Origin of the sequence: Streptomyces cinnabarinus (assembly GCF_027270315.1) — a bacterium.
Classification (GTDB): Bacteria; Actinomycetota; Actinomycetes; order Streptomycetales; family Streptomycetaceae; genus Streptomyces; species Streptomyces cinnabarinus.
This window is the reverse complement of the sequence record NZ_CP114413.1, coordinates 3,802,264-3,823,115: the sequence shown is the minus strand read 5'-3', so window position 1 is coordinate 3,823,115 and position 20,852 is coordinate 3,802,264. Positions and strand designations below refer to the sequence as shown.

Sequence of the window (20,852 nt, the reverse complement as noted above, 5' to 3'; positions counted from 1 at the left end):
ACGCCATGAGCAGCACAGTCATCACCAACATCGCCGCACTCGTCACCAACGACCCCTCCCTGGGATGGGGGTCCCCCCGCTCGAGCAAATTCGAGAGTGGGGGAGGATCCCCCCTCGGTCTGATCCAGGACGCGGCCGTCGTCATCGACGGCGACCACGTCGTGTGGACCGGTGAATCAAGCAAAGCACCCGCCACTGACAATCGGGTCGACGCCGGGGGCCGGGCCGTCCTCCCGGGCTTCGTGGACTCCCACTCCCACCTGGTCTTCGCGGGCGACCGGACGCAGGAGTTCAACGCCCGTATGTCGGGCCGCTCCTACAGCGCGGGCGGCATCCGCACCACGGTCGCGGCGACCCGGGCGGCCACCGACGCCGAGCTGGAGGCCAACCTCACCCGCTACCTCGCCGAGGCCCTGCGCCAGGGCACCACGACCTTCGAGACCAAGTCGGGCTACGGACTGACCACCGAGGACGAGGCCCGCGCCCTGCGCATCGCCGCCGCCCACACCGACGAGGTCACCTACCTCGGCGCCCACATCGTCTCCCCGGACTACGCCGACGACCCGGCCGCCTATGTCGCCCTGGTCACCGGCGAGATGCTCGACGCCTGCGCGCCGCACGCCCGCTGGATCGACGTGTTCTGCGAGAAGGGCGCCTTCGACGGCGACCAGGCCCGCGCCGTCCTCACCGCGGGCAGGGCCAAGGGCCTGCACCCCCGCATCCACGCCAACCAGCTCTCCTACGGCCCCGGCGTCCAGCTCGCCGTCGAGCTCGACGCGGCCAGTGCCGACCACTGCACCCACCTCACCGACGCCGACGTCGACGCGCTGGCCAGTGGCAGCACCGTCGCCACCCTGCTGCCCGGCGCCGAGTTCTCCACCCGCGCCGAGTGGCCGGACGCCCGGCGCCTGCTCGACGCGGGGGTCACCGTCGCCCTGTCCACCGACTGCAACCCGGGCTCGTCCTTCACCTCGTCGGTGCCGTTCTGTATCGCGCTCGCCGTACGGGACATGGGCATGACCCCGGACGAGGCGGTCTGGTCGGCCACCGCGGGCGGCGCCGCGGCCCTGCGCCGCACGGACATCGGCCGCATCACGCCCGGCGCCCGCGCCGACCTCACCCTCCTGGACGCCCCGAGCCATGTGCACCTGGCCTACCGGCCGGGCGTACCCCTGGTCAGCGGGGTATGGCGGCGCGGCGAACGAGTCGTCTGATCACCCGGCCCGCCACCGCTGCCCCGACCCCCCGCTCTCCGTCACCAGCGCCACCCCGTCGCCCCCGACCGGCGTCACCGCGTGCCCGGGGGCGATGCCCGGACGGATGAAGCCACGGGAGTCGACCGCGAACCGCAGGTTCTGGCCGTTGCTCCCGTAGACCGAGTCACACGTCCAGATGCCGACACCGCGCTCCACCGAACCCCGGCTGTCCAGGCAGAACTCGGGATCGGCGGCCGACTGCACCACACCCCGCTCGGCGTCGACGCGCCACTGCTGGCTGCGGGACGAGGAGCAGGGCGCCGTGATGACGTCCGTCCCCTTCTCGAAGTCGTCGTCACGCACGTCCAGGCACAGCCCGCTGGACAGGTTCACCACGCGCGCGTACGAGGCGCCGGGCGGCCGGTACGACGGAGTGGGCGTCGCCGTCGGGGTCCGGGACGGCTTCGCCGAACTCCGTGTGGGGGACGGCGACTTGGACGGGGAGGGGGTGGGAGAGGGCGACGGGGTCGCGGACACCGTCGCCGTGACCGTCACCGGCGGCGGGGCCACCGGGCCGGCCGAGGTGGCCGAACTCACCGGTTCCTGGCCGTCGTCGGCGGAGTCGGCCTGCGCGACCAGGAAGACCAGCAGCGGCACCAGCGCCACCCCGAGCGCCGCCGACACCAGCGCGATCCGCCGGGACGGCGGCCAGTCGGCGGCCGCGGCACGGGGGCCGGGATCCCGGGGCGCCGGGTCGTCCAGGACGTACGCCGCCCCCGCCCACGGCAACAGGCCCTCGCCGAGGGTGCGGCGGGGGTCGTCGCGCAGGGCGGAGAGCTCCTCGTGGGCGGTCGTACAGGTCGCGCAGTGGGCCATGTGGGTGTGCAGATCGGCGCTGCCGCGCGGGGTGTCCGGACGTACCGACTCCTCGATCAGCCGGTGGAAGTCACGGCAGTCGGGGTCGGCGGAGGTCGCCAGGCGGGCGCGCAGCACCGCGCGGGCGAGCTGGTGCAGCGCCGCGCCCGCGCCGTGGGTCACGTCCTCGCGGGTGAGGCCGAGGAAGGCGGCCGTACGGTCGTCCGGTTCGCGTTCCACGACGGCGTACCAGATCACGCCCTGCGCGCGGGCGGGCAGGGACTGGAAGGCGCCCAGCATGGGCGGCACCGGGCCGCCCGGACCCGCCGTGCTGAGCACCAGCAGCAGTCCCGGGTCGAGCCCCGCCGACCGTTCGTCCCCGGCCCAGGAGGCGGCCAGCCGCCCGGTGAGCAGCAGCAGCCGGTGCCGCCAGGGCCCGCCGGGGTCGATACCGCGGGCCGTCTCCCGGGCCGCCAGGGCGAAGACCTGTCCGGCCAGCTGCCGGGCCACCGAGTCGCTGGTGGCGCAGAGCCGGGCGTAGGCCAGGACGGCGGGCAGGTGGCGGGCGCGCAGCTCCTGGAGCGCGCTGTACGCGGTGGCGGAGTCGGCGCGCAGCAGCTCGGTCAGCCGTGCGTCGGACCCTCCGTCGTCGGCCCGCACCATCAACCCGCCTCCTCGATGAGCCGTCACACCGGCCGGATCTTGGACCTACCGGCGGGTATGACGGCTCATAGTGGAGGAAGGGAACTCCGGAGGAAAGGGTTTCTGTGGGTAACCCATGAACCAGTGCAGGTCACCCGGAAACCGGCGGAGGAGTCACTCCTCCAGCGTGAGCCCCTTGTGCAGCCGCACCAACGTCCGTGACAGCAGCCGGGAGACATGCATCTGCGAGATGCCCAGTTCCTCACCGATCTCCGACTGGGTCATGCCGGCGACGAAGCGCAGGGAGAGGATCTGCCGGTCCCGGGGCGGAAGTTCGGCGATCAGCGGCTTCAAGGACTCGACGTACTCGATGCCTTCGAGTCCGTGGTCCTCGTAGCCGATCCGGTCGGCGAGCGCGCCCTCGGCGTCGTCCTCCTCGGGCTGGGCGTCCAGCGAGGAGGCGGTGTAGGCGTTCGACGCGGCCATGCCCTCGACGACCTCGTCGGCGGAGATCCCGAGGCGCTCGGCGAGCTCGGCCACCGTCGGGGCGCGGTCGAGCTTCTGGGCCAGTTCGTCGCCCGCCTTGGCCAGGTCGAGCCGGAGTTCCTGGAGTCGGCGCGGCACGCGCACGGACCAGGAGGTGTCCCTGAAGAAACGCTTGATCTCGCCCACGATGGTGGGCATCGCGAAGGTGGGGAACTCCACTCCGCGGCTGAGCTCGAAGCGGTCGATCGCCTTGATCAGGCCGATCGTGCCGACCTGGATGATGTCCTCCATGGGCTCGCTGCGCGAGCGGAACCGGGAGGCGGCGAACTTGACCAGCGCGAGGTTGAGTTCGACGAGCGTGTTGCGGACGTACGAGTACTCGTGGGTCCCTTCCTCCAGCGACTCCAGCCGCTCGAAGAGGGTCTTGGACAGGGCCCGTGCGTCCACCGGCCCCACTTCGTCGTACGGGGGTATCTCCGGTAGTCCGGCGAGTACGTCGTCCTGCTCGATGGGAGCCAGCTGTTCCGGGGGGGATGTCGACGTCGCCTTGTCGGTATGCGGTGCGTCGAGCCGGGGTGACATGATGTCCTCCATCGTTCTCGGCATATTTGCGGCTGCCGAAGCCTGTGCGTGCACTGCCGTGTGCGGCGCCTCCAAAGCCGGCCGTGTCGGTTACGTGTCTCTACTAGCCCTACCCGTTTTCCCGAGTGCATCGCAAGTGTGTTCTGTGGTGAAATGTCCGTTTTCGGGTGGTTGTTCGGGTATCGAAGAGTGGAGGTAGGGCGTAGGGTTCGAGGGCGCCAGTCAGCCACGACGTCGGGAGTGAGAGACGGCATGGACCGCGGGACAGTCGGCAGTGCACAGTCCGGCCGACTTCTGGTGGAGGTGCGGGAAGAGGGCTCCAGTGCCGTCGTGATTCCTGTGGGTGAGTTGGATCACCACACCGCCGATTTGTTGCGTGAGCCACTCGAGGACTGCCTCGGCCGGGGGTTCAGCCGGCTGGTCGTGGACTGTGCGCGACTGGACTTCTGCGACTCCACGGGACTCAATGTGCTGCTCGGGGCGCGCCTGAAGGCGGAGGCCGCCGGTGGCGGTGTCCATCTCGCCGCGATGCAGCCCGTGGTGGCGCGGGTCTTCGAGATCACCGGGGCCGAGGCGGTCTTCACCGTCCACGACAGCCTCGAATCCGCCCTGGCCGACGAGGCCGACTGAACCGGACGGCGCCCGGGTGCCCGCACCCGCCGCCCTCCCCGGAATGCCGCACTCCGGATGTCACGGGATTCGTGCCGAAATCCGGGGGTGTTCCACCGGTCCGCTCGGGCAGGAGTCATCCTGAACATGTCGCTGTCATGGCGGCGAGGCCCGCGACCGGACCTAGGTATCGATTTCTTGAATCATGAACTTGGTGAATCGGTGAGGTGAAGCGCTGATGAGCACCACCCGGCCCTGCACGCCGGGCGACCGCGGCCCCGAGCCCAGCGGCGCTTCCGGGATGTCCGACGCGGGCCCGTCCGGGCCGGTGACCGGGCCCCAGGTCCGCAGCCTGGCCCTGGACGGGCAGAGCGGTGTCGTGCCGCTCGCCCGCGACTTCACCCGGCAGGCCCTGTACGCGTGGGGCTGGCTGCCCGCCGCCACCGCCGACCAGCGGGCGGCGGCCGAGGACGTGCTGCTCGTCGTCTCCGAGCTGGTCACCAACGCGTGTCTGCATGCCGAGGGCCCCGACCACCTCCGCATCACCTGTGACAACAAGGTGATCCGGCTGGAGGTCTCCGACCGCGGCACCGGCCAGCCCGCACCCCGTACCCCGCACCGCGCGGGCCGTCCCGGCGGCCACGGCATGTTCATCGTGCAGCGGCTCTGCCTGGACTGGGGCGTCGTACGGACCCCGGGGGTCACCGGCAAGACGGTCTGGGCCGAGCTCGGGGCGCCTGCCTGACCGTCCGCAACGCCGGCGACGAGTATCCCCACACTTCCGACACGCACTGTGTCTTCCCTCCTCACGGCCCCGGGCGTACCTTGACGGCCGATCTGATGTGCCGTCAGGAACGAGAGGGAGCGGAACCGTGTCGTACCGGAATCGAACCGCCGCGCTCGCGTCCGTCGCGGCCCTGGCCGGCTCGGCGGTGCTGATGGCCGCCCCCGCCGCCCGGGCCGAGGCCGTGGACGTCAACTACCAGTGCAAGACCCCGATCGGCGACAAGAGCGCCGTCTCGCCCATCGACATCAAGGGTGTCGAGAGCGGCGGCGGCTACAAGATCACGATGTCCTGGCAGAAGGGCGTCTCCTCCAGCCCGGTCGAGCTGGGCAAGGGCGCGATGAACCCCAGTGCCACCATCAAGCTGGGCGGCGCGGAGAGCGGCACGCTGTCGGTGTCCGGTCCGGCCAACCAGGAGGCCATCCCGGCCGACACCCCCATCAAGATCAACGACCTGACCGGCACCTACACACCGAAGAAGTCCGGCAAGGTCACCTTCACCCCGGGCGTCCTCACCATCAAGGCGCTCGGTACGACGACCACCTGCACTCCCTCCAACAGCCCCGGCCCGGCGCTCACGCTGGACGTGAAGGCGGCGGGTGGCGGGGGTGGTGGCGCGCCCCAGTCCGGCTCCGGCTCCGACTCCGGGTCCGAACTCCCGCAGACCGGCCCCGAGGACTCGGCCGTGGCCCTCGGCACGCTCGGCGGCACGGTCCTGCTCGCGGGTGCGGCGGGTGCGCTGTGGCTTACGCGACGGAACCAGACGGCGCGTCGCTGAACGCTTGTGGTCTTTCGTCTGCGGCGACGTCGTGGCTGGTCGCGCAGTTCCCCGCGCCCCTATGGGGCGCTGATGAAACGGCGTTCGTCATGGAGCCGCCGATGTCGCTTACCGTCCGTGTCCTGTGTCTGTCGCTGTTCGTCCTGCTCGGTGTCACCCCGCAGGCGAACGCCGCCTCGGGCTGGTCCGTCGCGCCCGGCGGCGGCGGGCGGCCCGCCTTCTACGCCGAGGGCGCGCCCGGGGCGGTGGTCGAGGACACGGTGTCGGTGACGAACCGGGGCGGTGAGCCGGTCACCGTCCGGCTGTCCGCCACCGGCGCCCGGGTCGTCCTGGCCCGCTCCGAGGTCAGCGTCCCGGCCCGCACCCGCGCCGACGTCCCCTTCACGGTGACCGTCCCGGACGCCGACCGCTCGGCCGTCCTCACCGCCCGCGGTCCCGACGGCCGCTCCCGCACGGTCGGCCTGCATCTGCGCGCCCGCGTCCCGCGGTTGTCGGCGCTGACGGTCGAGCGGGTACGCATCGGCGGCGACGGCATCGCCTACGAGATCGTCAACCGCGGTACGACCACGCTCGTCCCCCGGCTGGCCGTGCGCGCCGACGGTCTGCTCGGCCCGGTCCTGGACCGCCCCACGCGCACCCTTCCCGTCGAACTCCCCCCGGGCCGACGGATCCGGCTCACCGAGCCCTGGCCCGACCGCCCGGCCCTCGACGCGCTCGACGTCCGACTCACGGTGACCGCCGGGGGAGGGGCGCGCGACACGGCGCAGGCGTCGGCCCGGTTCGTGCCCTGGCAGCCGGTGGCGGGCGGCGCGGGCGCCCTGGCCACCGCCGCCTTCTTCGGCATACGGCGTCACAGGCGCCGCACGCGCGAACCGTCTGATGCAGACGCCGAGTTGACGGGAGCCGTGAAGTGATGAGCAAGGTGCGGATCCCGGCGCTGCTCGCCGTACTGCTGCTGGCGCTCTCCCTGACGCCTGCCTCCGTCTCCGCAGCCGCCGATCCGCCCTCCGTGAAGCTCTCCAAGTCGCAGGCGGGAACCGGGGGCTCGGTCACCGTCACCGGTGAGGGCTGGCGGCCCCGGGCGCTGCTGATGATCCTGATCTGCGGCCAGTCGGTGCCCGCCACGGGCGTGACCGGCGGCACCAACTCCTGTGCCAACGCCGACGGCCGGGCCGTGACGACCGACGCAGAGGGCCGGTTCGGCCGGAAGCTCCCCGTGGCCGAACCGCCCGTGCCCTGCCCCTGTGTGGTGCACGTGGCCACGGTCCAGGGCGCCAAGGCCGAGGCCGACGCCGTGTTCCAGGTGGCCGGGCACGCCGTCGAACCGCTGCCCGCGGACGCCTCCGGCGGACGGCTGTCCGTCCTCACCGACACCCGTCTCGACGGGTCGAGCGGCCTGCTGACCTGGTTCGGCGCCCCGCCCGCCCGCACCCTGGTCTTCACCGTCGGCAACGTCGGCACCTCACCCGTGAAGAACCCGGTGTTCCAGGTCGGTACCTCGCACGGGGTGTTCGCCCCCGAATGGCAGGAACAGCAGTGGCGCGGCACCATCCGGCCCGGCGGCAAGGCGCGCATCGAGCTGCCGGTCGAACTGGCCGCCGGAGCCCACGGCGACTACACCGTCTCGCTGAAGTACGGCGGCAAGGTGATGGCCGAACAGCCCTGGGGAGTGGGCCGCCCCTGGGGTGTGACCCTGTTCTGGATCCTGGTCTGCCTGGTCGTCCCGGCCGCGGTGTTCCGCGTCGGCATGGCGGCCGTGGACCGGGTACGGCCCCGGCCGCACCAGCGCCGCCGCGGGCTGCGCCTGCCCGAACTCGCCCTGCGCCTGCCCGGGCTGAAGCCCCGCGAGGAGGCCAGGCACTCGATCGCCTCGACCCTGCCGTGGTTCACCCCGGACTCCGGTCCGGACCCGGCCGGTCGGCTCTCCGCACCGCACGACGACAGCCCGTCGAGTCCAACGACTCCCATCAGGAAGGGACCCACGTGAGCAAGCGCAGGAGAGCCATCCCGGTCGTCGCGGCCGCACTGCTGCTGGGCGTGGCCGCGAGCCCGGCGAGCGCGGCGGAGGTGGCGTACGCGACCGAGTGCGTCCCGCCGTCGATCTCGGGCCTGCCGCCGGTCCACGGCATCACGAAGGTCGACATCACCGCGCCGGAGACGGCGAAGGTGGGCGACGAGATCGAGGTGGTCTGGAAGTTCGTCCAGGCCGCCTCCAAGAACCCCGACCTCATCGACCTGCCCGCGAACTCGGTCCAGCCCGGCGGCACCCTCAAGGCGGCCGGCGCGCAGAGCGCGGACATCGCGATGCGGGGGCCGCGGGAGAACCCGGCGATCCCCAAGGGCGGCGCCATGGTGCTGTCCGACATGAAGGGCACGCTGAAGCTGACGGCGCCGGGTGAGGTGACGCTGACGCCGGACGCGTACGCCATCAACGCCATGTCGACGGACACCAAGTGCACGCCGGAGGAGGCCGTCGGGCCCGCGGCGACGATCACCGTGACACCGGGGGACGGGAGCCCTTCCACACCGGCGCCCGATCCGACGGACAGCCAGACGCCGAGCCCCTCACCGACCGCCTCGCAGACCGAGGGCGGCGGACAGACCGACTTCACCGGCAAGGAGGTCCAGGTCCCGTACGCCTGCAAGACGCCCATCGGCGACAAGAAGGCGACCTCCCCCGTGCAGATCGACGCCAAGAAGAACGGCGGCGGCTTCGACCTCACCGTGCAGTTCAAGAAGTCGGTGATGGACAGCCCCGCCGACATCCCCAAGGGCTCGGTCAAGCCCTCCATGGAGGTCGCCCTGGGCGGCGCCGACAAGGGCACGGTCCATGTCGAGGGCCCGGCCAACGCCGAGGACATCAAGGCGGGCGACCCGATCGAGATCCCGGATCTCAAGGGCACCTACAAGCCGGGCGCGAGCGGTGAGTCGACCCTCGCTCCGGGCGTCCTGACCATCGAGGCCCTGGGCACGACGACCACCTGCACACCGGAGAAGACAGAGGTCTCCCTGACTCTGGACACGACCGAGCAGGAGGGCGGCGCGGCGGGAGGCGGCGGCTCCACCGGTACGACGGGCGGCAGTACGACCCCGGACGGCGGCCTCGCGGACACGGGCGCCGAGAGCGACGGCTCGCTGAAGGCACTGGGCCTGGTGGCGGGGACGGCGGTGCTGCTGGGGGCGGCGATCTTCACGTTCCTGCCGGGCAGAAGGGCACGCTGAACGTACGTGAACGGGGCCGCCGCGATCCCGGAGGATCACGGCGGCCCCGTTCACGGCTCGGACCTGACGTCAGTTGACGCTGCCCATGAGCTCCTTGACCTTCTTGCGGTACATCCACACAGCGACACCGGCGACCACGGCGAGCGTGGCCTCAAGAGCGACGACACCGGTCTTGTTCAGGTCGACCCCGCCGAGGGACAGCAGACCCGTGGTCGCGTCACCCGCGGTCACCGCCAGGAACCAGACACCCATCATCTGCGAGGCGTACTTCGCGGGCGCCATCTTCGTCGTCACCGACAGACCCACCGGCGACACCAGCAGCTCACCGACGGTCTGCACGAAGTAGATCGCCACCAGCCACATCGCGGCCGCCTTGTGACCGCCCTCGGCGATCGACAGCGGGGCGAGGAAGAGGAAGAAGGACGCGCCGACCAGGACCAGACCCGAGGCGAACTTCACGATCGTGCTCGGCTCCTTGCCGCGCCGGTTCAGCGCGAGCCAGAACCAGGCGAAGACCGGGGCCATGGCCATGATCAGGACCGGGTTGACCGACTGGTACCAGGAGACCGGGAACTCCCAGCCGAAGACGGTGTTCTCGGCCGAGGCGTCGGCGAAGATCGACAGGGTCGAGCCGCCCTGGTCGTAGATCATCCAGAAGACGGCCGCGGCGACGAAGAACCAGATGTACGCGGACATCGACTTCTGCTCGGTGCGGTCCAGGTCCCTGTCGCGCTTGATGCGGACCAGGACCATCGTCGGGATGATCACGCCGAGCAGGGTCAGCGGGACCAGGATCCAGTTCAGCGTGTAGTTGCCGGAGAGCCCGACGATCGCGTAGAAGACCAGGGCGATACCGGCCCAGATCGCGGCCTTGCGCAGCGTCGAGGACTTCTCCTCGGCGGACAGCGGCGTCGGGACGACGCTGGAGCGCGCGGCCAGGTTGCGGCTGCCGATCAGGAACTGGGCGAGGCCGAGCGCCATGCCGAGCGCGGCGAGGGCGAAGCCGAGGTGCCAGTTCACGTTCTCACCGATGGTGCCGATGATCAGCGGAGCGGCGAAGGCACCCAGGTTGATGCCCATGTAGAACACGGTGAAGCCACCGTCGCGGCGCGGGTCGTCCGGACCGTCGTAGAGGTGGCCGACCATCGTGGAGATGTTGGCCTTCAGCAGACCCGAGCCGATGGCCACCAGGCCGAGACCGGCGTAGAAGGTGCCCGAGGAGGGCAGGGCCAGCGTGAGGTGGCCCAGCATGATCACCGCGCCGGCGACCGCGACGGTCTTGCGCGGACCCCAGACCCGGTCGCCGAACCAGCCGCCGGGCATGGCGAGCAGGTACACGAGCGACACGTACACGGAGTAGATCGCGGTGGCCGTCGCCGCGTCGAGGTGGAGACCACCCGGCGCCACGAGGTACAGCGGGAGCAGAGCCCTCATGCCGTAGTAGGAGAACCGCTCCCACATCTCGGTCATGAAGAGAGTGGCCAGTCCGCGGGGGTGGCCGAAGAAGGTGCGCTCGGTGCCGGGGGTGCCCGGTCGGGCCGAGTCCTTCGTCAGGCTGGACGCCATGGTCGTTCCTTGCTGGTCGGGACGCGCGGGGTGGAGCGTCGCGCGCCCGGTGGGGCGGCCGGCACCGGCGGGGTCGCCGCCGGGATCCACGCCCCGCACGGGGGCCCGGCCACGGGTCGTTCCGATCGGGGCCGGTGGAAAACCGGCCCCCACACAAAAGAGACCCTCGGCGTCGAATACGACACCGAAGGCCCCCATGGCGCTAAGAGCGCTCAGTCACCATACGGCAGGACAGCGCCTGAAATGAAAGGACTTGAGACACGGATCACAGGTGTCGACGGAGCCGTGCACACCCTTTCGAAGGTCCCTGACAGGATCGCACCCCATGACCATAGGTCCGTACCAATTCGCGGCGAGGTAAGAGGCTGGTGGGGGAGAGGTGAGAATCACTCCCGGCCATCCCGCCCCGGCTCTTGTCATGGGCGGACTACCATCAGCTCATGACCCGTGTACTGCTCGCCGAGGACGACGCGTCCATCTCGGAGCCGCTGGCCCGTGCCCTGCGCCGGGAAGGGTACGAGGTGGAGGTGCGTGAGGACGGCCCCACCGCACTCGAAGCCGGCATGCAGGGCGGCGTCGACCTCGTGGTGCTGGACCTCGGGCTGCCCGGCATGGACGGCCTGGAGGTGGCGCGGCGGCTGCGGGCCGAGGGCCACAGCGTCCCGATCCTCATCCTGACCGCGCGCGCCGACGAGGTGGACACCGTCGTCGGGCTCGACGCGGGCGCCGACGACTACGTCACCAAGCCCTTCCGCCTCGCCGAGCTGCTCGCCCGGGTCCGGGCCCTGCTGCGGCGAGGTGCCGCGGAACCGCAGCAGCCGCCGGCCACCCACGGCGTGCGGATCGACGTGGAGTCCCACCGCGCCTGGATGGGCGAGGAGGAGCTCCAGCTCACCGCCAAGGAGTTCGACCTGCTGCGGGTGCTGGTCCGGGACGCGGGCCGGGTGGTGACGCGGGACCAGCTGATGCGCGAGGTCTGGGACACCACTTGGTGGTCGTCCACCAAGACCCTCGACATGCACATCTCCTGGCTGCGCAAGAAGCTCGGCGACGACGCCGCGAACCCGAGGTACATCGCGACGGTGCGTGGCGTGGGCTTCCGGTTCGAGAAGAGCTGAGCAAGCAGCTCCATGCGCCGCCGACTGATCCAGTCCACGCTCGCCGTGGTGCTCGTGGTGATCGCCGTGTTCGGGGTCTCCCTCGTCATCGTGGAGACCCGCACGATCAGCAGTACCGCGCAGGAGCGGGTCGACTCCGAGGCGGTGCGGCTCGCGTCCATCGTGGACAGCAGGCTCATCGCGACCGGTGCGGTCACCGCGGACATGCTGCGCGACCAGGTGCCCAAGGACCGGTACGCGGTGATCCGGGTGCCCGGGGAGCGGCCCATCGCGATCGGCACCAAGCCGGACGGGGACACCATCAAGGCCACCCGCAAGGGCGAGGAGGGCGAGACGGTCACCGTCCAGGAGCCCCGCTCGACGGTGACCCGGGAGGTCGGCCGGACGCTGCTGATCATCGGGGCCGTGGCCCTGCTGGCGGTGATCGCGGCGGTGCTGCTGGCGCTGCGGCAGGCGAACCGGCTGGCGTCCCCGCTGACCGACCTCGCCGAGACCGCGGAACGCCTCGGCTCGGGCGACCCGCGCCCCCGTCACAAGCGCTACGGCGTCCATGAGCTGGACCGGGTCGCGGATGTGCTGGACGCGAGCGCGGAGCGGATCGGCCGCATGCTGACCGCGGAGCGGCGCCTGGCCGCGGACGCCTCCCACCAGCTGCGCACCCCGCTCACCGCCCTGTCCATGCGGCTGGAGGAGATCACCCTCACCGACGACCCGGACACCGTGAAGGAGGAGGCGATGATCGCGCTGACGCAGGTGGAACGCCTGACGGACGTGGTCGAGCGCCTCCTGACCAACTCCCGCGACCCCCGGACCGGCTCCGCCGTCACCTTCGACCTCGACGAGGTCATCCAGCAGCAGCTGGCGGAATGGCGCCCGGCGTACCGGGGCGTGGGCAGGGCGATCGTCAGCTCGGGCAAACGGCATCTGGAGGCGGTCGGCACGCCGGGAGCGGTGGCCCAGGTCCTCGCGGCGCTGATCGAGAACTCCTTGATGCACGGCGGCGGCACGGTGGCGCTGCGTACCCGTGTCACCGGGAACCAGGCGGTGATCGAGGTGACGGACGAGGGGCCCGGTGTCCCGGCCGACCTCGGCGCGCGGATCTTCGAGCGGGCGATCAGCGGCCGTAACTCCACGGGCATCGGCCTGGCGGTGGCCAGGGACCTGGCGGAGGCGGACGGCGGCCGGCTGGAGATGCTCCAGGCATCCCCGCCGGTGTTCGGCCTGTTCCTCTCCCGGACCCCGGCCAGGCCGAGCAAGGACGCGACACCGACGGTCAGGTAGCTCCGGGGCGACCGGGCTACGGGCTTACGGGCGCCTGCCCGCCGGCTGCGGGGAGCGGCGTCGGCGCTGGACCGGAGGCGGGTCCTCCAGGAACGATTCCGCGGTGGCCACCGTGTCGCGGGCCGGGAGTGCCCGGAACACCCAGGTGCGGTAGGACCAGAAGCGGAACAGGGTCGCGACGCCGATGCCGAGGAACTTGAAGATGTTGCTCTGCAGCGGGCTGTCCCAGTGGAAGCCGTAGGTCGCCGCGTACAGCACGCCGTTCTCGATCACCAGTCCGACCGCGCTGAACAACAGGAACAGGGTCAGTTCCTTGGTGCGGCCGCTCTTGTCACGGTCCCGGTAGGTGAAGTAACGGAAGCCGACGTAGTTGAAGGCGATGGCGATGACCGTGGCGATGACACTGGCCCGCACGACCTGGAGATCGGTGACGTGCCGCACGAGGTTGAAGACACCGAGGTTGACCAGCAGCCCGGCCCCGCCCACGGCGCCGAACTTGGCGACCTCGTGCGCGTAACGTCGCAGCAGCCCCGAGGAACCACGTCCCATGGAGTGAAAGCCCCCGTCAGTCGGTTTCGTCAACCAAGCCATGCTAACCACCCCTCCGCACGATTGCCTGTGGACCGGCACACAGGCGCCGAAACCGGCCTTCCCGGCGTGGCCGATACCCTAGGGGCGTGACGTTCCCGGTAGTCGGCATGGTCGGCGGGGGCCAGCTCGCTCGTATGACACACGAGGCAGGCATCCCGCTGGGCATCAGGTTCAAGCTCCTCAGTGACACCCCTCAGGATTCCGCGGCCCAGGTGGTGAGCGAAGTCGTCCTCGGCGACTATCGCGACCTGGACACGCTGCGTGACTTCGCGCGCGGGTGCGATGTGATCACCTTCGATCACGAACATGTACCCACCGAGCACCTCAGGGCCCTGGAGGCGGACGGCATCCCCGTGCGCCCCGGCCCGGACGCTCTGGTGCACGCCCAGGACAAGGGGGTGATGCGGGCGAAGCTGGACGCCATCGGCGTGCCCTGCCCACGGCACCGCATCGTCTCCGATCCCGCGGACGTGGCGGCCTTCGCGGCGGAGGGCGACGGATTCCCGGTCGTCCTCAAGACGGTCCGCGGCGGCTACGACGGCAAGGGCGTGTGGGTCGTGGACTCCGTCGAGGAGGCCGAGGCCCCCTTCAAGGCCGGCGTCCCGGTGCTCGCCGAGGAGAAGGTCGACTTCGTCCGCGAGCTCGCCGCCAACGTCGTACGCTCCCCGCACGGCCAGGCCGTGGCCTACCCGGTGGTCGAGTCCCGTCAGGTCGACGGCGTCTGCGACACCGTGATCGCCCCCGCCCCCGACCTCGACCCGGCCCTCGCCCTGCACGCCGAGGAGATGGCGCTGCGCATCGCCAAGGAACTGGGCGTCGTGGGCCACCTCGCCGTCGAGCTGTTCGAGACCCGCGACGGCCGCGTCCTGGTCAATGAGCTCGCGATGCGCCCGCACAACTCCGGCCACTGGACCCAGGACGGCGCGATCACCAGCCAGTTCGCCAACCATGTGCGGGCCGTGCTGGACCTCCCGCTCGGCGACCCGCGCCCGCGCGCCAAGTGGACGGTGATGGCCAACGTCCTCGGCGGCGACTACCCGGACATGTACTCCGCGTACCTGCACTGCATGGCCCGCGACCCCCAGCTCAAGATCCACATGTACGGCAAGGACGTGAAGCCGGGCCGCAAGGTCGGGCACGTCAACACCTACGGCGACGACCTGGACGACGTGCTGGAGCGCGCCCAGCACGCGGCCGGATACCTGAGAGGCACGATCACCGAATGAGCCCGGTTGTAGGCATCGTCATGGGGTCGGACAGCGACTGGCCGGTCATGGAGGCCGCCGCGCAGGCGCTCGACGACTTCGAGATCGAGTACGAGGTCGACGTCGTCTCCGCGCACCGCATGCCGCGCGAGATGGTCGCCTACGGCGAGCAGGCCGCCGAGCGCGGGCTGAAGGTGATCATCGCCGGGGCCGGCGGAGCCGCACACCTCCCCGGCATGCTCGCCTCCGTCACCCCCCTCCCCGTGATCGGCGTGCCGGTCCCGCTGAAGTACCTGGACGGCATGGACAGCCTGCTGTCCATCGTGCAGATGCCGGCCGGGGTCCCCGTCGCCACCGTCTCGGTCGCCGGTGCCCGCAACGCCGGACTGCTCGCCGCCCGGATCCTCGGCACCCAGGACGAGGAGCTGCTCGGCCGGATGCGCGAGTTCCAGCAGGAGCTGAACGACCAGGCCACCGAGAAGGGCAGGCGGCTGCGCACCAAGGTCGAGGGGTCCAGCGGCTTCGGCTTCGGGAAGTGACGGCCGTGGGCTCCGTGGACGCGGCCCGGGAGCTGCTGCGGGAGTTCCCCGTGGTCGACGGGCACAACGACCTGCCCTGGGCACTGCGCGAGCAGGTCCGCTACGACCTCGACGCCCGTGACATCGCCGCCGACCAGAGCGCCCATCTCCACACCGACCTCGGCCGCCTGCGCGCGGGCGGGGTCGGGGCGCAGTACTGGTCGGTGTACGTCCGCTCCGACCTGCCCGACCCGGTCCCGGCGACCCTGGAGCAGATCGACTGCGTACGGCGGCTGATCGAGCGGCACCCGGCCGAACTGCGGGCCGCGCTGACCGCCGCCGACCTGGAGACCGCGCGCCGGGAGGGCCGGATCGCCTCGCTGATGGGCGCGGAGGGCGGGCACTCGATCGCCAACTCCCTGGGCACCCTGCGCGGCCTGTACGCGCTCGGCGTCCGCTACCTGACGCTCACCCACAACGACAACGTGGACTGGGCGGACTCGGCGACCGACGAACCGGGCGTGGGCGGTCTGTCGGCGTTCGGGCGGGCGGTCGTGCGGGAGATGAACCGCGAGGGCATGCTGGTCGACCTCTCCCATGTCGCCGCGACCACCATGCGGGACGCGCTGGACGCCACCGCGGCGCCGGTGATCTTCTCGCACTCCTCGTCGCGGGCGGTCTGCGACCACCCCCGCAACATCCCGGACGACGTCCTGGAGCGGCTGCCCGCCAACGGCGGGGTGGCGATGGTGACGTTCGTCCCGAAGTTCGTGCTCCGGGCGGCCGTCGACTGGACCGCTGCGGCGGACGAGAACATGCGCGCCCACGGCTTCCACCACCTGGAGACCACCGCCGAGGCGATGAAGGTGCACCGCGCCTTCGAGGAGCGCAACCCGCGCCCGATCGCCACGGTCGCGACGGTCGCGGACCACCTCGACCACATGCGCGAGGTCGCGGGCATCGACCACCTCGGCATCGGCGGCGACTACGACGGCACCGCCTTCACCCCGGACGGCCTGAACGACGTCTCTGGCTACCCGAACCTGATCGCGGAGCTCATGGACCGCGGCTGGTCGAACACCGACCTGGCCAAGCTGACCTGGCAGAACTCGGTGCGGGTGCTGGGCGCGGCGGAGGACGTGGCCCGTGACCTCCAGGCCACGAGCGCGCCGTCCCACGCCACGATCGAGGCGCTGGACGCGTGAGTGAGGCGGGCGGGGCGATCGGCTGCCCCGCCCGTCCGGCGGACCCCCGAACGCCCCGTCCACCAGGAAGCCCCCGGTCACGCGTGCGACGGTGACCGTACAGCGATCACCTCGCACGTACGGAGCCCGCCATGGCAGATCTCCAGGACGACCTGCATCCCCCGGCCGAGGTCGACGCGCTCGACGAGCTGCCGCTGGCCGACCCCTTCCCGGCCGGGCCGCCCGCTCCGCTCACCGACGATCCGGACCCCGCCGACCCGGACGCCGAGCCCCTGGAGCGCGCCCACGCCCTGCTCGTCGCGCACCCCGTCGCCGACGGCTACAGCGGACTGCCCTGGGCGCTGCGCCACCTGCCCTGGTACGACCTGGAGCTGGGAGAGAGCGCTGTCGACACCGATGTGCCGCGGCTGCGGCAGGGCCATGTCGGCGCGCTGTTCTGCTCCCTGCACCTGCCCGAGGGGCTGGCCGCGGACCGGGCCGTCGCCGCCACCCTGGAACAGCTCGACCTGGTGCGCGCGGTGATCGCGGCACACCCCGAGGGCCTACGGCTCGCGCGCACCGCGGGCCAGGTCATCGACGCCCGCAACTGCGGCCGCGCGGCGGTGCTGCTGGGCCCGGCGACGGCCGCCGCGCTGGACGACTCGCTCGCCATCCTGCGCGTGCTGCACAGCCTGGGCCTCAGGGTGCTCACCCTGGCCGGGACCTCGTGGGCCAGTGAGGCGGGGCTGACCCGGTTCGGGGAGGAGGTGGTCCGGGAGATGAACCGGCTCGGTGTGCTCGCCGACCTCTCCGGCGCCTCCGAGCAGACCATCCGCCGGGCACTGGCCGCCTCCAAGACGCCCGTCCTGTGCACCCGCTCCGCGGCCCGCGCGCTGCGGCCGCACCCGGCCAACCTCCCCGACGACCTGCTCGCCGAGCTGGGCGCGGCGAAGGGCCTGTGCATGGTGCCGCTGACCGCCGAGCAGACCGGCCCCTCGGTGCGGGACGTCGCCGACCACCTCGACCATGTCCGCGGGGTCGCGGGCACCGAGTGCGTGGGCCTGTCCGGCACCTACGACGTCGGCACCGCCCATCCGCAGGACCTCGCCGACACCTCCTGCTACCCCCACCTCGTCGCCGAACTGCTCCGCAGAGGCTGGACGGAGACCGACCTGTCCCTGCTGACCTGGGGCAACATCCAACGCGTCCTGCGCACCGCCGACTTCACCGCCAAGGCGGCCCAGCAGCGCCGGGAGGCGTCCACGGCACAGATCGCGGAGCTCGACGGCTGAGCCCTACGGGTGGTCGATCCGGCACAGGCAGAACGGATGCCCCGCCGGATCGGCGTACACCCGGAAGTCCTCCGCCACCGGATCCTCCTCCCGCTTCAGCGGCCGTGCCCCCAGCGCCAGCACCCGTCGCTCCGCCGCGTCGACGTCCGCCCAGGTGGACCCGGCGTCGAGGTCGAGGTGGAACTGCTGGGCGTTGCCGCCCTCGCGGGGCCAGGCCGGGGGCCGGAAGCCCGGCTCCCGGTTGAAGGCGAGGCGCGGCACGCCCGGCGCTTCGAGGACCACCCAGTCCTCCTCCTGCACCTGGGGAGTGCCGCCGAGGAGCGCCGCGTAGAACTCGGCGAGCGCGAGCGGCTCGGGGCAGTCGATCACGACCGAGCGGAAGCGGGCGACCGGCACGGGGGAGACCTCCTGGGTCAGCCGGCGCAGAGGCAGAACGGGTGGCCGGCCGGGTCCGCGTAGACCCGGAAGCTGCGGGTGCGGTCCTCCGTGTCCAGGGGCTTGGCGCCCAGTTCCAGTACGCCCTTCTCGGCCGTGTCCAGGTCGGTCACGGTCAGGTCGAGGTGGAACTGCTGGGAGTGGTCGGACGAGGGCCACTTCGGCGGTACGAAGCCGGGGGCGGCCTGGAAGGCCATGCCGGTCCCGCTGGGCAGCTTCAGGTCCACCCACTCTCCCTGGTCCTCGATGGTGCCGCCGAGGACGGCGGCGTAGAACCCGGCCAGGGCCGTGGGGTCGGGACAGTCCAGGACGACGACGTCCAGGGTGGCGAGAGCCATGACTTCCTCCGGTCGTTGTTACTGGTAACGGCCTTCATGCAGTAACGCCGTTACTGCATGCTCTCGCATTGGAGGTAACGTCGCAACCATGAATGCGCGCTCACCCGCCCCCGGGGCCCTGGAGCTGGTCCAGTCCCTGGTCAACACGCTGGACCTGGAGTCGGGCGCCGACGCGCTGGACACCGCGGACGGCCGGGCGCGCCTGGGGCTGGCCGAGGAGGAGGTCCCGGCCGCCCGGGAGCTGCGCGAGTCCCTGCGGGCAACGCTCCTGGCCCACGCCGGTCACCTCCCGCACCGCGACGTGACCCCGCTGACGGAGCTGCTCTCCCGGGCCGCGCTCCATCTCTCGGTCGACCCGGCCGACGGCTCGGCGGTCCTCACCGCCGCCAACCCCCGCGCGCTCACCTCGCGGATCGCCACCGCCGTGGCCGAGTCGCTGGTCGCGGGCACCTGGCCCCGTCTGAAGGCATGCGAGGCGGCCGACTGCCACTGGGCGTACTACGACCGCAGCCCCGCGGGACGCGGCCGCTGGTGCTCGATGCAGGTGTGCGGGGCGCGGGCGAAAATGCGGCGTTACCGGGCCAAGTAGCCGCGCGGAAGCGCCGCTTCACGACACGCGGCGCAAGGGCCTGTTGAGGACTCCCGGGCCACTGCGCCCCGGTGTGCGGCAGAATGCGGGAAGACGCCGTTTCGGCCGACTGAGCCTCGGCCGAAGCGGCGTCGCCTTTCCTGCCCGGCGCCGCGGCGACTCTCCGGTGGACAGGCCCTACGCGGTCGGGCGCCCCATCGCCCGGTACGTCCACCCCGCCGCCCGCCACAGCGTCGGGTCCAGGGCGTTGCGGCCGTCGAGGACGAGCCGGGTCGCCGCGACCTCGCCCAGCGCCGCCGGGTCCAGCTCACGGAACTCACGCCACTCGGTGAGGTGCAGGACGACATCGGCGCCGCGGACCGCCTCCACGGCGGAGTCGGCGTAGCCGAGCGTCGGGAAGACACGGCGCGCGTTGGTCATGCCCTTGGGGTCGTAGACCGTGACCTGGCCGCCCTGGAGATGGATCTGGCCCGCCACATTGAGCGCGGGCGAGTCCCGCACGTCGTCCGAGTCCGGCTTGAAGGTCGCGCCGAGCACCGCGACCCGCTTGCCGAGGAAGGGCCCGCCGCCCAGCGCCTGCCGGGTCAGCTCCACCATCTGGCCGCGCTGGCGCATGTTGATGGAGTCGATCTCGCGCAGGAAGGTCAGTGCCTGGTCCGCGCCCAGCTCACCGGCGCGCGCCATGAACGCCCGGATGTCCTTCGGCAGACAGCCGCCGCCGAAGCCGATCCCGGCCCGCAGGAACTTCTTCCCGATCCGGTCGTCGTACCCGATGGCCTCCGCCAGCTTCGCCACATCGCCGCCCGCGGCCTCGCACACCTCCGCCATCGCGTTGATGAAGGAGATCTTCGTGGCGAGGAAGGAGTTCGCCGAGGTCTTCACCAGCTCGGCGGTCGGGAAGTCGGTCACCACGAAGGGCGAGCCCTCCGCGATCGGCGCCGCGTACACCTCGCGCAGCAGCTTCTCGGCCCGCTCACTGCGCACCCCCACCACGAGCCGGTCGGGGTGCAGGGTGTCGTTGACGGCGAAGCCCTCGCGCAGGAACTCCGGGTTCCACGCCAGCTCCGCGTCCGCCCCGGCCGGCGCGTGCTCGGCGAGGTAGGTGGCGAGCCGGTCCGCGGAGCCGACCGGCACCGTCGACTTGCCGACGACCAGCGCGGCGTTGGTCAGATGCGGGGCGAGCGAGGCGAAGGCGGAGTCGACGTAGCTCATGTCACAGGCGTACTCGCCGTGCCGCTGCGGAGTGTTCACACACACGAAGTGCACATCGCCGAACGCGCCGATCTCCGCCCAGTCCATGGTGAACCGCAGCCGCCCGCTGGAGCCCTCGATCCCGGCCACGTGCTTGCGCAGCAGCTCCTCCAGACCCGGCTCGAACATCGGGACCTCACCGCGCCGGAGCATCTCGATCTTCTCGGGCACCACGTCCAGCGCCAGGACCTCGAAACCGAGCTCGGCCATGGCCGCGGCGTGGGTGGCGCCGAGATAGCCCGTGCCGATCACGGTGAGCTTGAGGGCCATGGGGGACTCCCTTGAGTGGTGCGGCGGCGGTGCGCGCCCGAGCATAGTCGGGGCGTCGCG

The 20,852-nt window shown here is 71.6% G+C and carries 21 protein-coding genes; 14 read left to right on the top strand and 7 right to left on the bottom strand.

The genetic code is table 11. From position 1 onward, the window contains the following. Window positions 1-5 precede the first annotated feature (5 nt). Window positions 6-1,214, top strand: a complete 1,209-nt coding sequence (hutI, locus tag STRCI_RS17105; protein WP_269659820.1) for an imidazolonepropionase — start codon at window positions 6-8, stop codon at window positions 1,212-1,214. Here the strand turns inward: hutI and STRCI_RS17100 are convergent, their stop codons facing one another. Both STRCI_RS17100 and STRCI_RS17095 read right to left on the bottom strand, forming a co-directional pair. After that, complete coding sequence (locus tag STRCI_RS17100; RefSeq protein ID WP_269659819.1) at window positions 1,215-2,714, bottom strand: RICIN domain-containing protein; 1,500 nt, start codon at window positions 2,712-2,714, stop codon at window positions 1,215-1,217. It lies immediately after the preceding gene. 153 nt (window positions 2,715-2,867) lie between these two features. Beyond that, window positions 2,868-3,773, bottom strand: coding sequence for an RNA polymerase sigma factor SigF (locus STRCI_RS17095; RefSeq protein ID WP_269659818.1), 906 nt, complete (start codon window positions 3,771-3,773; stop codon window positions 2,868-2,870). Window positions 3,774-4,013: 240 nt separating this feature from the next. Between STRCI_RS17095 and STRCI_RS17090 the strand changes: the two genes are divergently transcribed. The 6 genes from STRCI_RS17090 (at window position 4,014) to STRCI_RS17065 (ending at window position 9,154) form a co-directional block, all read left to right on the top strand. Beyond that, a complete protein-coding gene (locus STRCI_RS17090) occupies window positions 4,014-4,391 on the top strand; it encodes an STAS domain-containing protein (RefSeq protein ID WP_269659817.1) in 378 nt (125 codons plus the stop codon). Between the two features lie 217 nt (window positions 4,392-4,608). Further along, window positions 4,609-5,115, top strand: coding sequence for an ATP-binding protein (locus STRCI_RS17085; RefSeq protein WP_269659816.1), 507 nt, complete (start codon window positions 4,609-4,611; stop codon window positions 5,113-5,115). A 127-nt stretch (window positions 5,116-5,242) separates the two neighbouring features. Further along, window positions 5,243-5,932 carry an LPXTG cell wall anchor domain-containing protein gene (locus STRCI_RS17080; RefSeq protein ID WP_269659815.1) on the top strand — a complete coding sequence of 230 codons (690 nt, stop codon included), beginning with the start codon at window positions 5,243-5,245 and terminating at the stop codon, window positions 5,930-5,932. A 101-nt stretch (window positions 5,933-6,033) separates the two neighbouring features. Next, window positions 6,034-6,846 carry a hypothetical protein gene (locus tag STRCI_RS17075; RefSeq protein ID WP_269659814.1) on the top strand — a complete coding sequence of 271 codons (813 nt, stop codon included), beginning with the start codon at window positions 6,034-6,036 and terminating at the stop codon, window positions 6,844-6,846. Continuing rightward, complete coding sequence (locus tag STRCI_RS17070) at window positions 6,846-7,919, top strand: hypothetical protein (RefSeq protein ID WP_269659813.1); 1,074 nt, start codon at window positions 6,846-6,848, stop codon at window positions 7,917-7,919. Before STRCI_RS17075 ends, STRCI_RS17070 begins: the two co-directional genes overlap by 1 nt. Continuing rightward, complete coding sequence (locus STRCI_RS17065) at window positions 7,916-9,154, top strand: hypothetical protein (protein WP_269659812.1); 1,239 nt, start codon at window positions 7,916-7,918, stop codon at window positions 9,152-9,154. The genes STRCI_RS17070 and STRCI_RS17065 overlap by 4 nt, the downstream gene beginning before the upstream one ends. A 69-nt stretch (window positions 9,155-9,223) precedes the next feature. On the opposite strand, the gene STRCI_RS17060 is transcribed toward STRCI_RS17065, so the two are convergent. After that, window positions 9,224-10,720 carry an oligopeptide:H+ symporter gene (locus STRCI_RS17060; RefSeq protein ID WP_269659811.1) on the bottom strand — a complete coding sequence of 499 codons (1,497 nt, stop codon included), beginning with the start codon at window positions 10,718-10,720 and terminating at the stop codon, window positions 9,224-9,226. A 440-nt stretch (window positions 10,721-11,160) separates the two neighbouring features. Between STRCI_RS17060 and STRCI_RS17055 the strand changes: the two genes are divergently transcribed. Then, the gene (locus tag STRCI_RS17055) at window positions 11,161-11,838 is read left to right on the top strand and encodes a response regulator transcription factor (protein WP_041821882.1); all 678 of its coding nucleotides are present in this window, start codon (window positions 11,161-11,163) and stop codon (window positions 11,836-11,838) included. 12 nt (window positions 11,839-11,850) lie between these two features. Next, window positions 11,851-13,119: an ATP-binding protein gene (locus tag STRCI_RS17050; protein ID WP_269659810.1), complete on the top strand. Its 1,269-nt coding sequence runs from the start codon at window positions 11,851-11,853 to the stop codon at window positions 13,117-13,119. A 24-nt stretch (window positions 13,120-13,143) separates the two neighbouring features. Here the strand turns inward: STRCI_RS17050 and STRCI_RS17045 are convergent, their stop codons facing one another. Then, window positions 13,144-13,668: a GtrA family protein gene (locus STRCI_RS17045; RefSeq protein WP_269659809.1), complete on the bottom strand. Its 525-nt coding sequence runs from the start codon at window positions 13,666-13,668 to the stop codon at window positions 13,144-13,146. A 128-nt stretch (window positions 13,669-13,796) separates the two neighbouring features. Here STRCI_RS17045 and STRCI_RS17040 point away from each other — a divergent pair, with 128 nt between their 5' ends. From STRCI_RS17040 to STRCI_RS17025, 4 genes are all read left to right on the top strand, one after another. After that, the gene (locus STRCI_RS17040; RefSeq protein WP_269659808.1) at window positions 13,797-14,936 is read left to right on the top strand and encodes a 5-(carboxyamino)imidazole ribonucleotide synthase; all 1,140 of its coding nucleotides are present in this window, start codon (window positions 13,797-13,799) and stop codon (window positions 14,934-14,936) included. After that, a complete protein-coding gene (gene purE, locus STRCI_RS17035; protein ID WP_269659807.1) occupies window positions 14,933-15,454 on the top strand; it encodes a 5-(carboxyamino)imidazole ribonucleotide mutase in 522 nt (173 codons plus the stop codon). Before STRCI_RS17040 ends, purE begins: the two co-directional genes overlap by 4 nt. A 5-nt stretch (window positions 15,455-15,459) precedes the next feature. Next, complete coding sequence (locus STRCI_RS17030; protein ID WP_418953464.1) at window positions 15,460-16,638, top strand: dipeptidase; 1,179 nt, start codon at window positions 15,460-15,462, stop codon at window positions 16,636-16,638. 131 nt (window positions 16,639-16,769) lie between these two features. Beyond that, entirely contained in the window at window positions 16,770-17,909 is a 1,140-nt protein-coding gene (locus tag STRCI_RS17025; RefSeq protein ID WP_269659805.1) for a dipeptidase, read from the top strand. 3 nt (window positions 17,910-17,912) lie between these two features. Here STRCI_RS17025 and STRCI_RS17020 read toward each other — a convergent pair whose 3' ends face one another. Together STRCI_RS17020 and STRCI_RS17015 are read right to left on the bottom strand one after the other, a co-directional pair. After that, window positions 17,913-18,305 (bottom strand): VOC family protein, encoded by a 393-nt coding sequence (locus STRCI_RS17020; RefSeq protein ID WP_269659804.1) that lies wholly within the window; start codon window positions 18,303-18,305, stop codon window positions 17,913-17,915. 17 nt (window positions 18,306-18,322) lie between these two features. Beyond that, the gene (locus tag STRCI_RS17015; RefSeq protein WP_269659803.1) at window positions 18,323-18,682 is read right to left on the bottom strand and encodes a VOC family protein; all 360 of its coding nucleotides are present in this window, start codon (window positions 18,680-18,682) and stop codon (window positions 18,323-18,325) included. Between the two features lie 88 nt (window positions 18,683-18,770). Here STRCI_RS17015 and STRCI_RS17010 point away from each other — a divergent pair, with 88 nt between their 5' ends. After that, window positions 18,771-19,271 carry a CGNR zinc finger domain-containing protein gene (locus STRCI_RS17010; RefSeq protein WP_269659802.1) on the top strand — a complete coding sequence of 167 codons (501 nt, stop codon included), beginning with the start codon at window positions 18,771-18,773 and terminating at the stop codon, window positions 19,269-19,271. Window positions 19,272-19,448: 177 nt separating this feature from the next. Here the strand turns inward: STRCI_RS17010 and STRCI_RS17005 are convergent, their stop codons facing one another. Then, on the bottom strand, window positions 19,449-20,792 hold the full coding sequence (locus tag STRCI_RS17005) for a UDP-glucose dehydrogenase family protein (RefSeq protein ID WP_269659801.1): 1,344 nt from the start codon (window positions 20,790-20,792) through the stop codon (window positions 19,449-19,451). Window positions 20,793-20,852: the final 60 nt, after the last annotated feature.

Bases quoted from the DNA above. Each gene is read 5' to 3' on its own strand.
- STRCI_RS17025 (WP_269659805.1), top strand. From the start codon at position 16,770: ATGGCAGATCTCCAGGACGACCTGCATCCCCCGGCCGAGGTCGACGCG.
- STRCI_RS17010 (WP_269659802.1), top strand. From the start codon at position 18,771: ATGAATGCGCGCTCACCCGCCCCCGGGGCCCTGGAGCTGGTCCAGTCC.
- STRCI_RS17050 (WP_269659810.1), top strand. From the start codon at position 11,851: ATGCGCCGCCGACTGATCCAGTCCACGCTCGCCGTGGTGCTCGTGGTG.
- STRCI_RS17075 (WP_269659814.1), top strand. From the start codon at position 6,034: ATGTCGCTTACCGTCCGTGTCCTGTGTCTGTCGCTGTTCGTCCTGCTC.
- hutI (WP_269659820.1), top strand. From the start codon at position 6: ATGAGCAGCACAGTCATCACCAACATCGCCGCACTCGTCACCAACGAC.
- STRCI_RS17060 (WP_269659811.1), bottom strand. From the start codon at position 10,720: ATGGCGTCCAGCCTGACGAAGGACTCGGCCCGACCGGGCACCCCCGGC.
- purE (WP_269659807.1), top strand. From the start codon at position 14,933: ATGAGCCCGGTTGTAGGCATCGTCATGGGGTCGGACAGCGACTGGCCG.
- STRCI_RS17055 (WP_041821882.1), top strand. From the start codon at position 11,161: ATGACCCGTGTACTGCTCGCCGAGGACGACGCGTCCATCTCGGAGCCG.
- STRCI_RS17095 (WP_269659818.1), bottom strand. From the start codon at position 3,773: ATGGAGGACATCATGTCACCCCGGCTCGACGCACCGCATACCGACAAG.
- STRCI_RS17005 (WP_269659801.1), bottom strand. From the start codon at position 20,792: ATGGCCCTCAAGCTCACCGTGATCGGCACGGGCTATCTCGGCGCCACC.
- STRCI_RS17015 (WP_269659803.1), bottom strand. From the start codon at position 18,682: ATGGCTCTCGCCACCCTGGACGTCGTCGTCCTGGACTGTCCCGACCCC.
- STRCI_RS17090 (WP_269659817.1), top strand. From the start codon at position 4,014: ATGGACCGCGGGACAGTCGGCAGTGCACAGTCCGGCCGACTTCTGGTG.
- STRCI_RS17045 (WP_269659809.1), bottom strand. From the start codon at position 13,668: ATGGGACGTGGTTCCTCGGGGCTGCTGCGACGTTACGCGCACGAGGTC.
- STRCI_RS17070 (WP_269659813.1), top strand. From the start codon at position 6,846: ATGAGCAAGGTGCGGATCCCGGCGCTGCTCGCCGTACTGCTGCTGGCG.
- STRCI_RS17100 (WP_269659819.1), bottom strand. From the start codon at position 2,714: ATGGTGCGGGCCGACGACGGAGGGTCCGACGCACGGCTGACCGAGCTG.
- STRCI_RS17085 (WP_269659816.1), top strand. From the start codon at position 4,609: ATGAGCACCACCCGGCCCTGCACGCCGGGCGACCGCGGCCCCGAGCCC.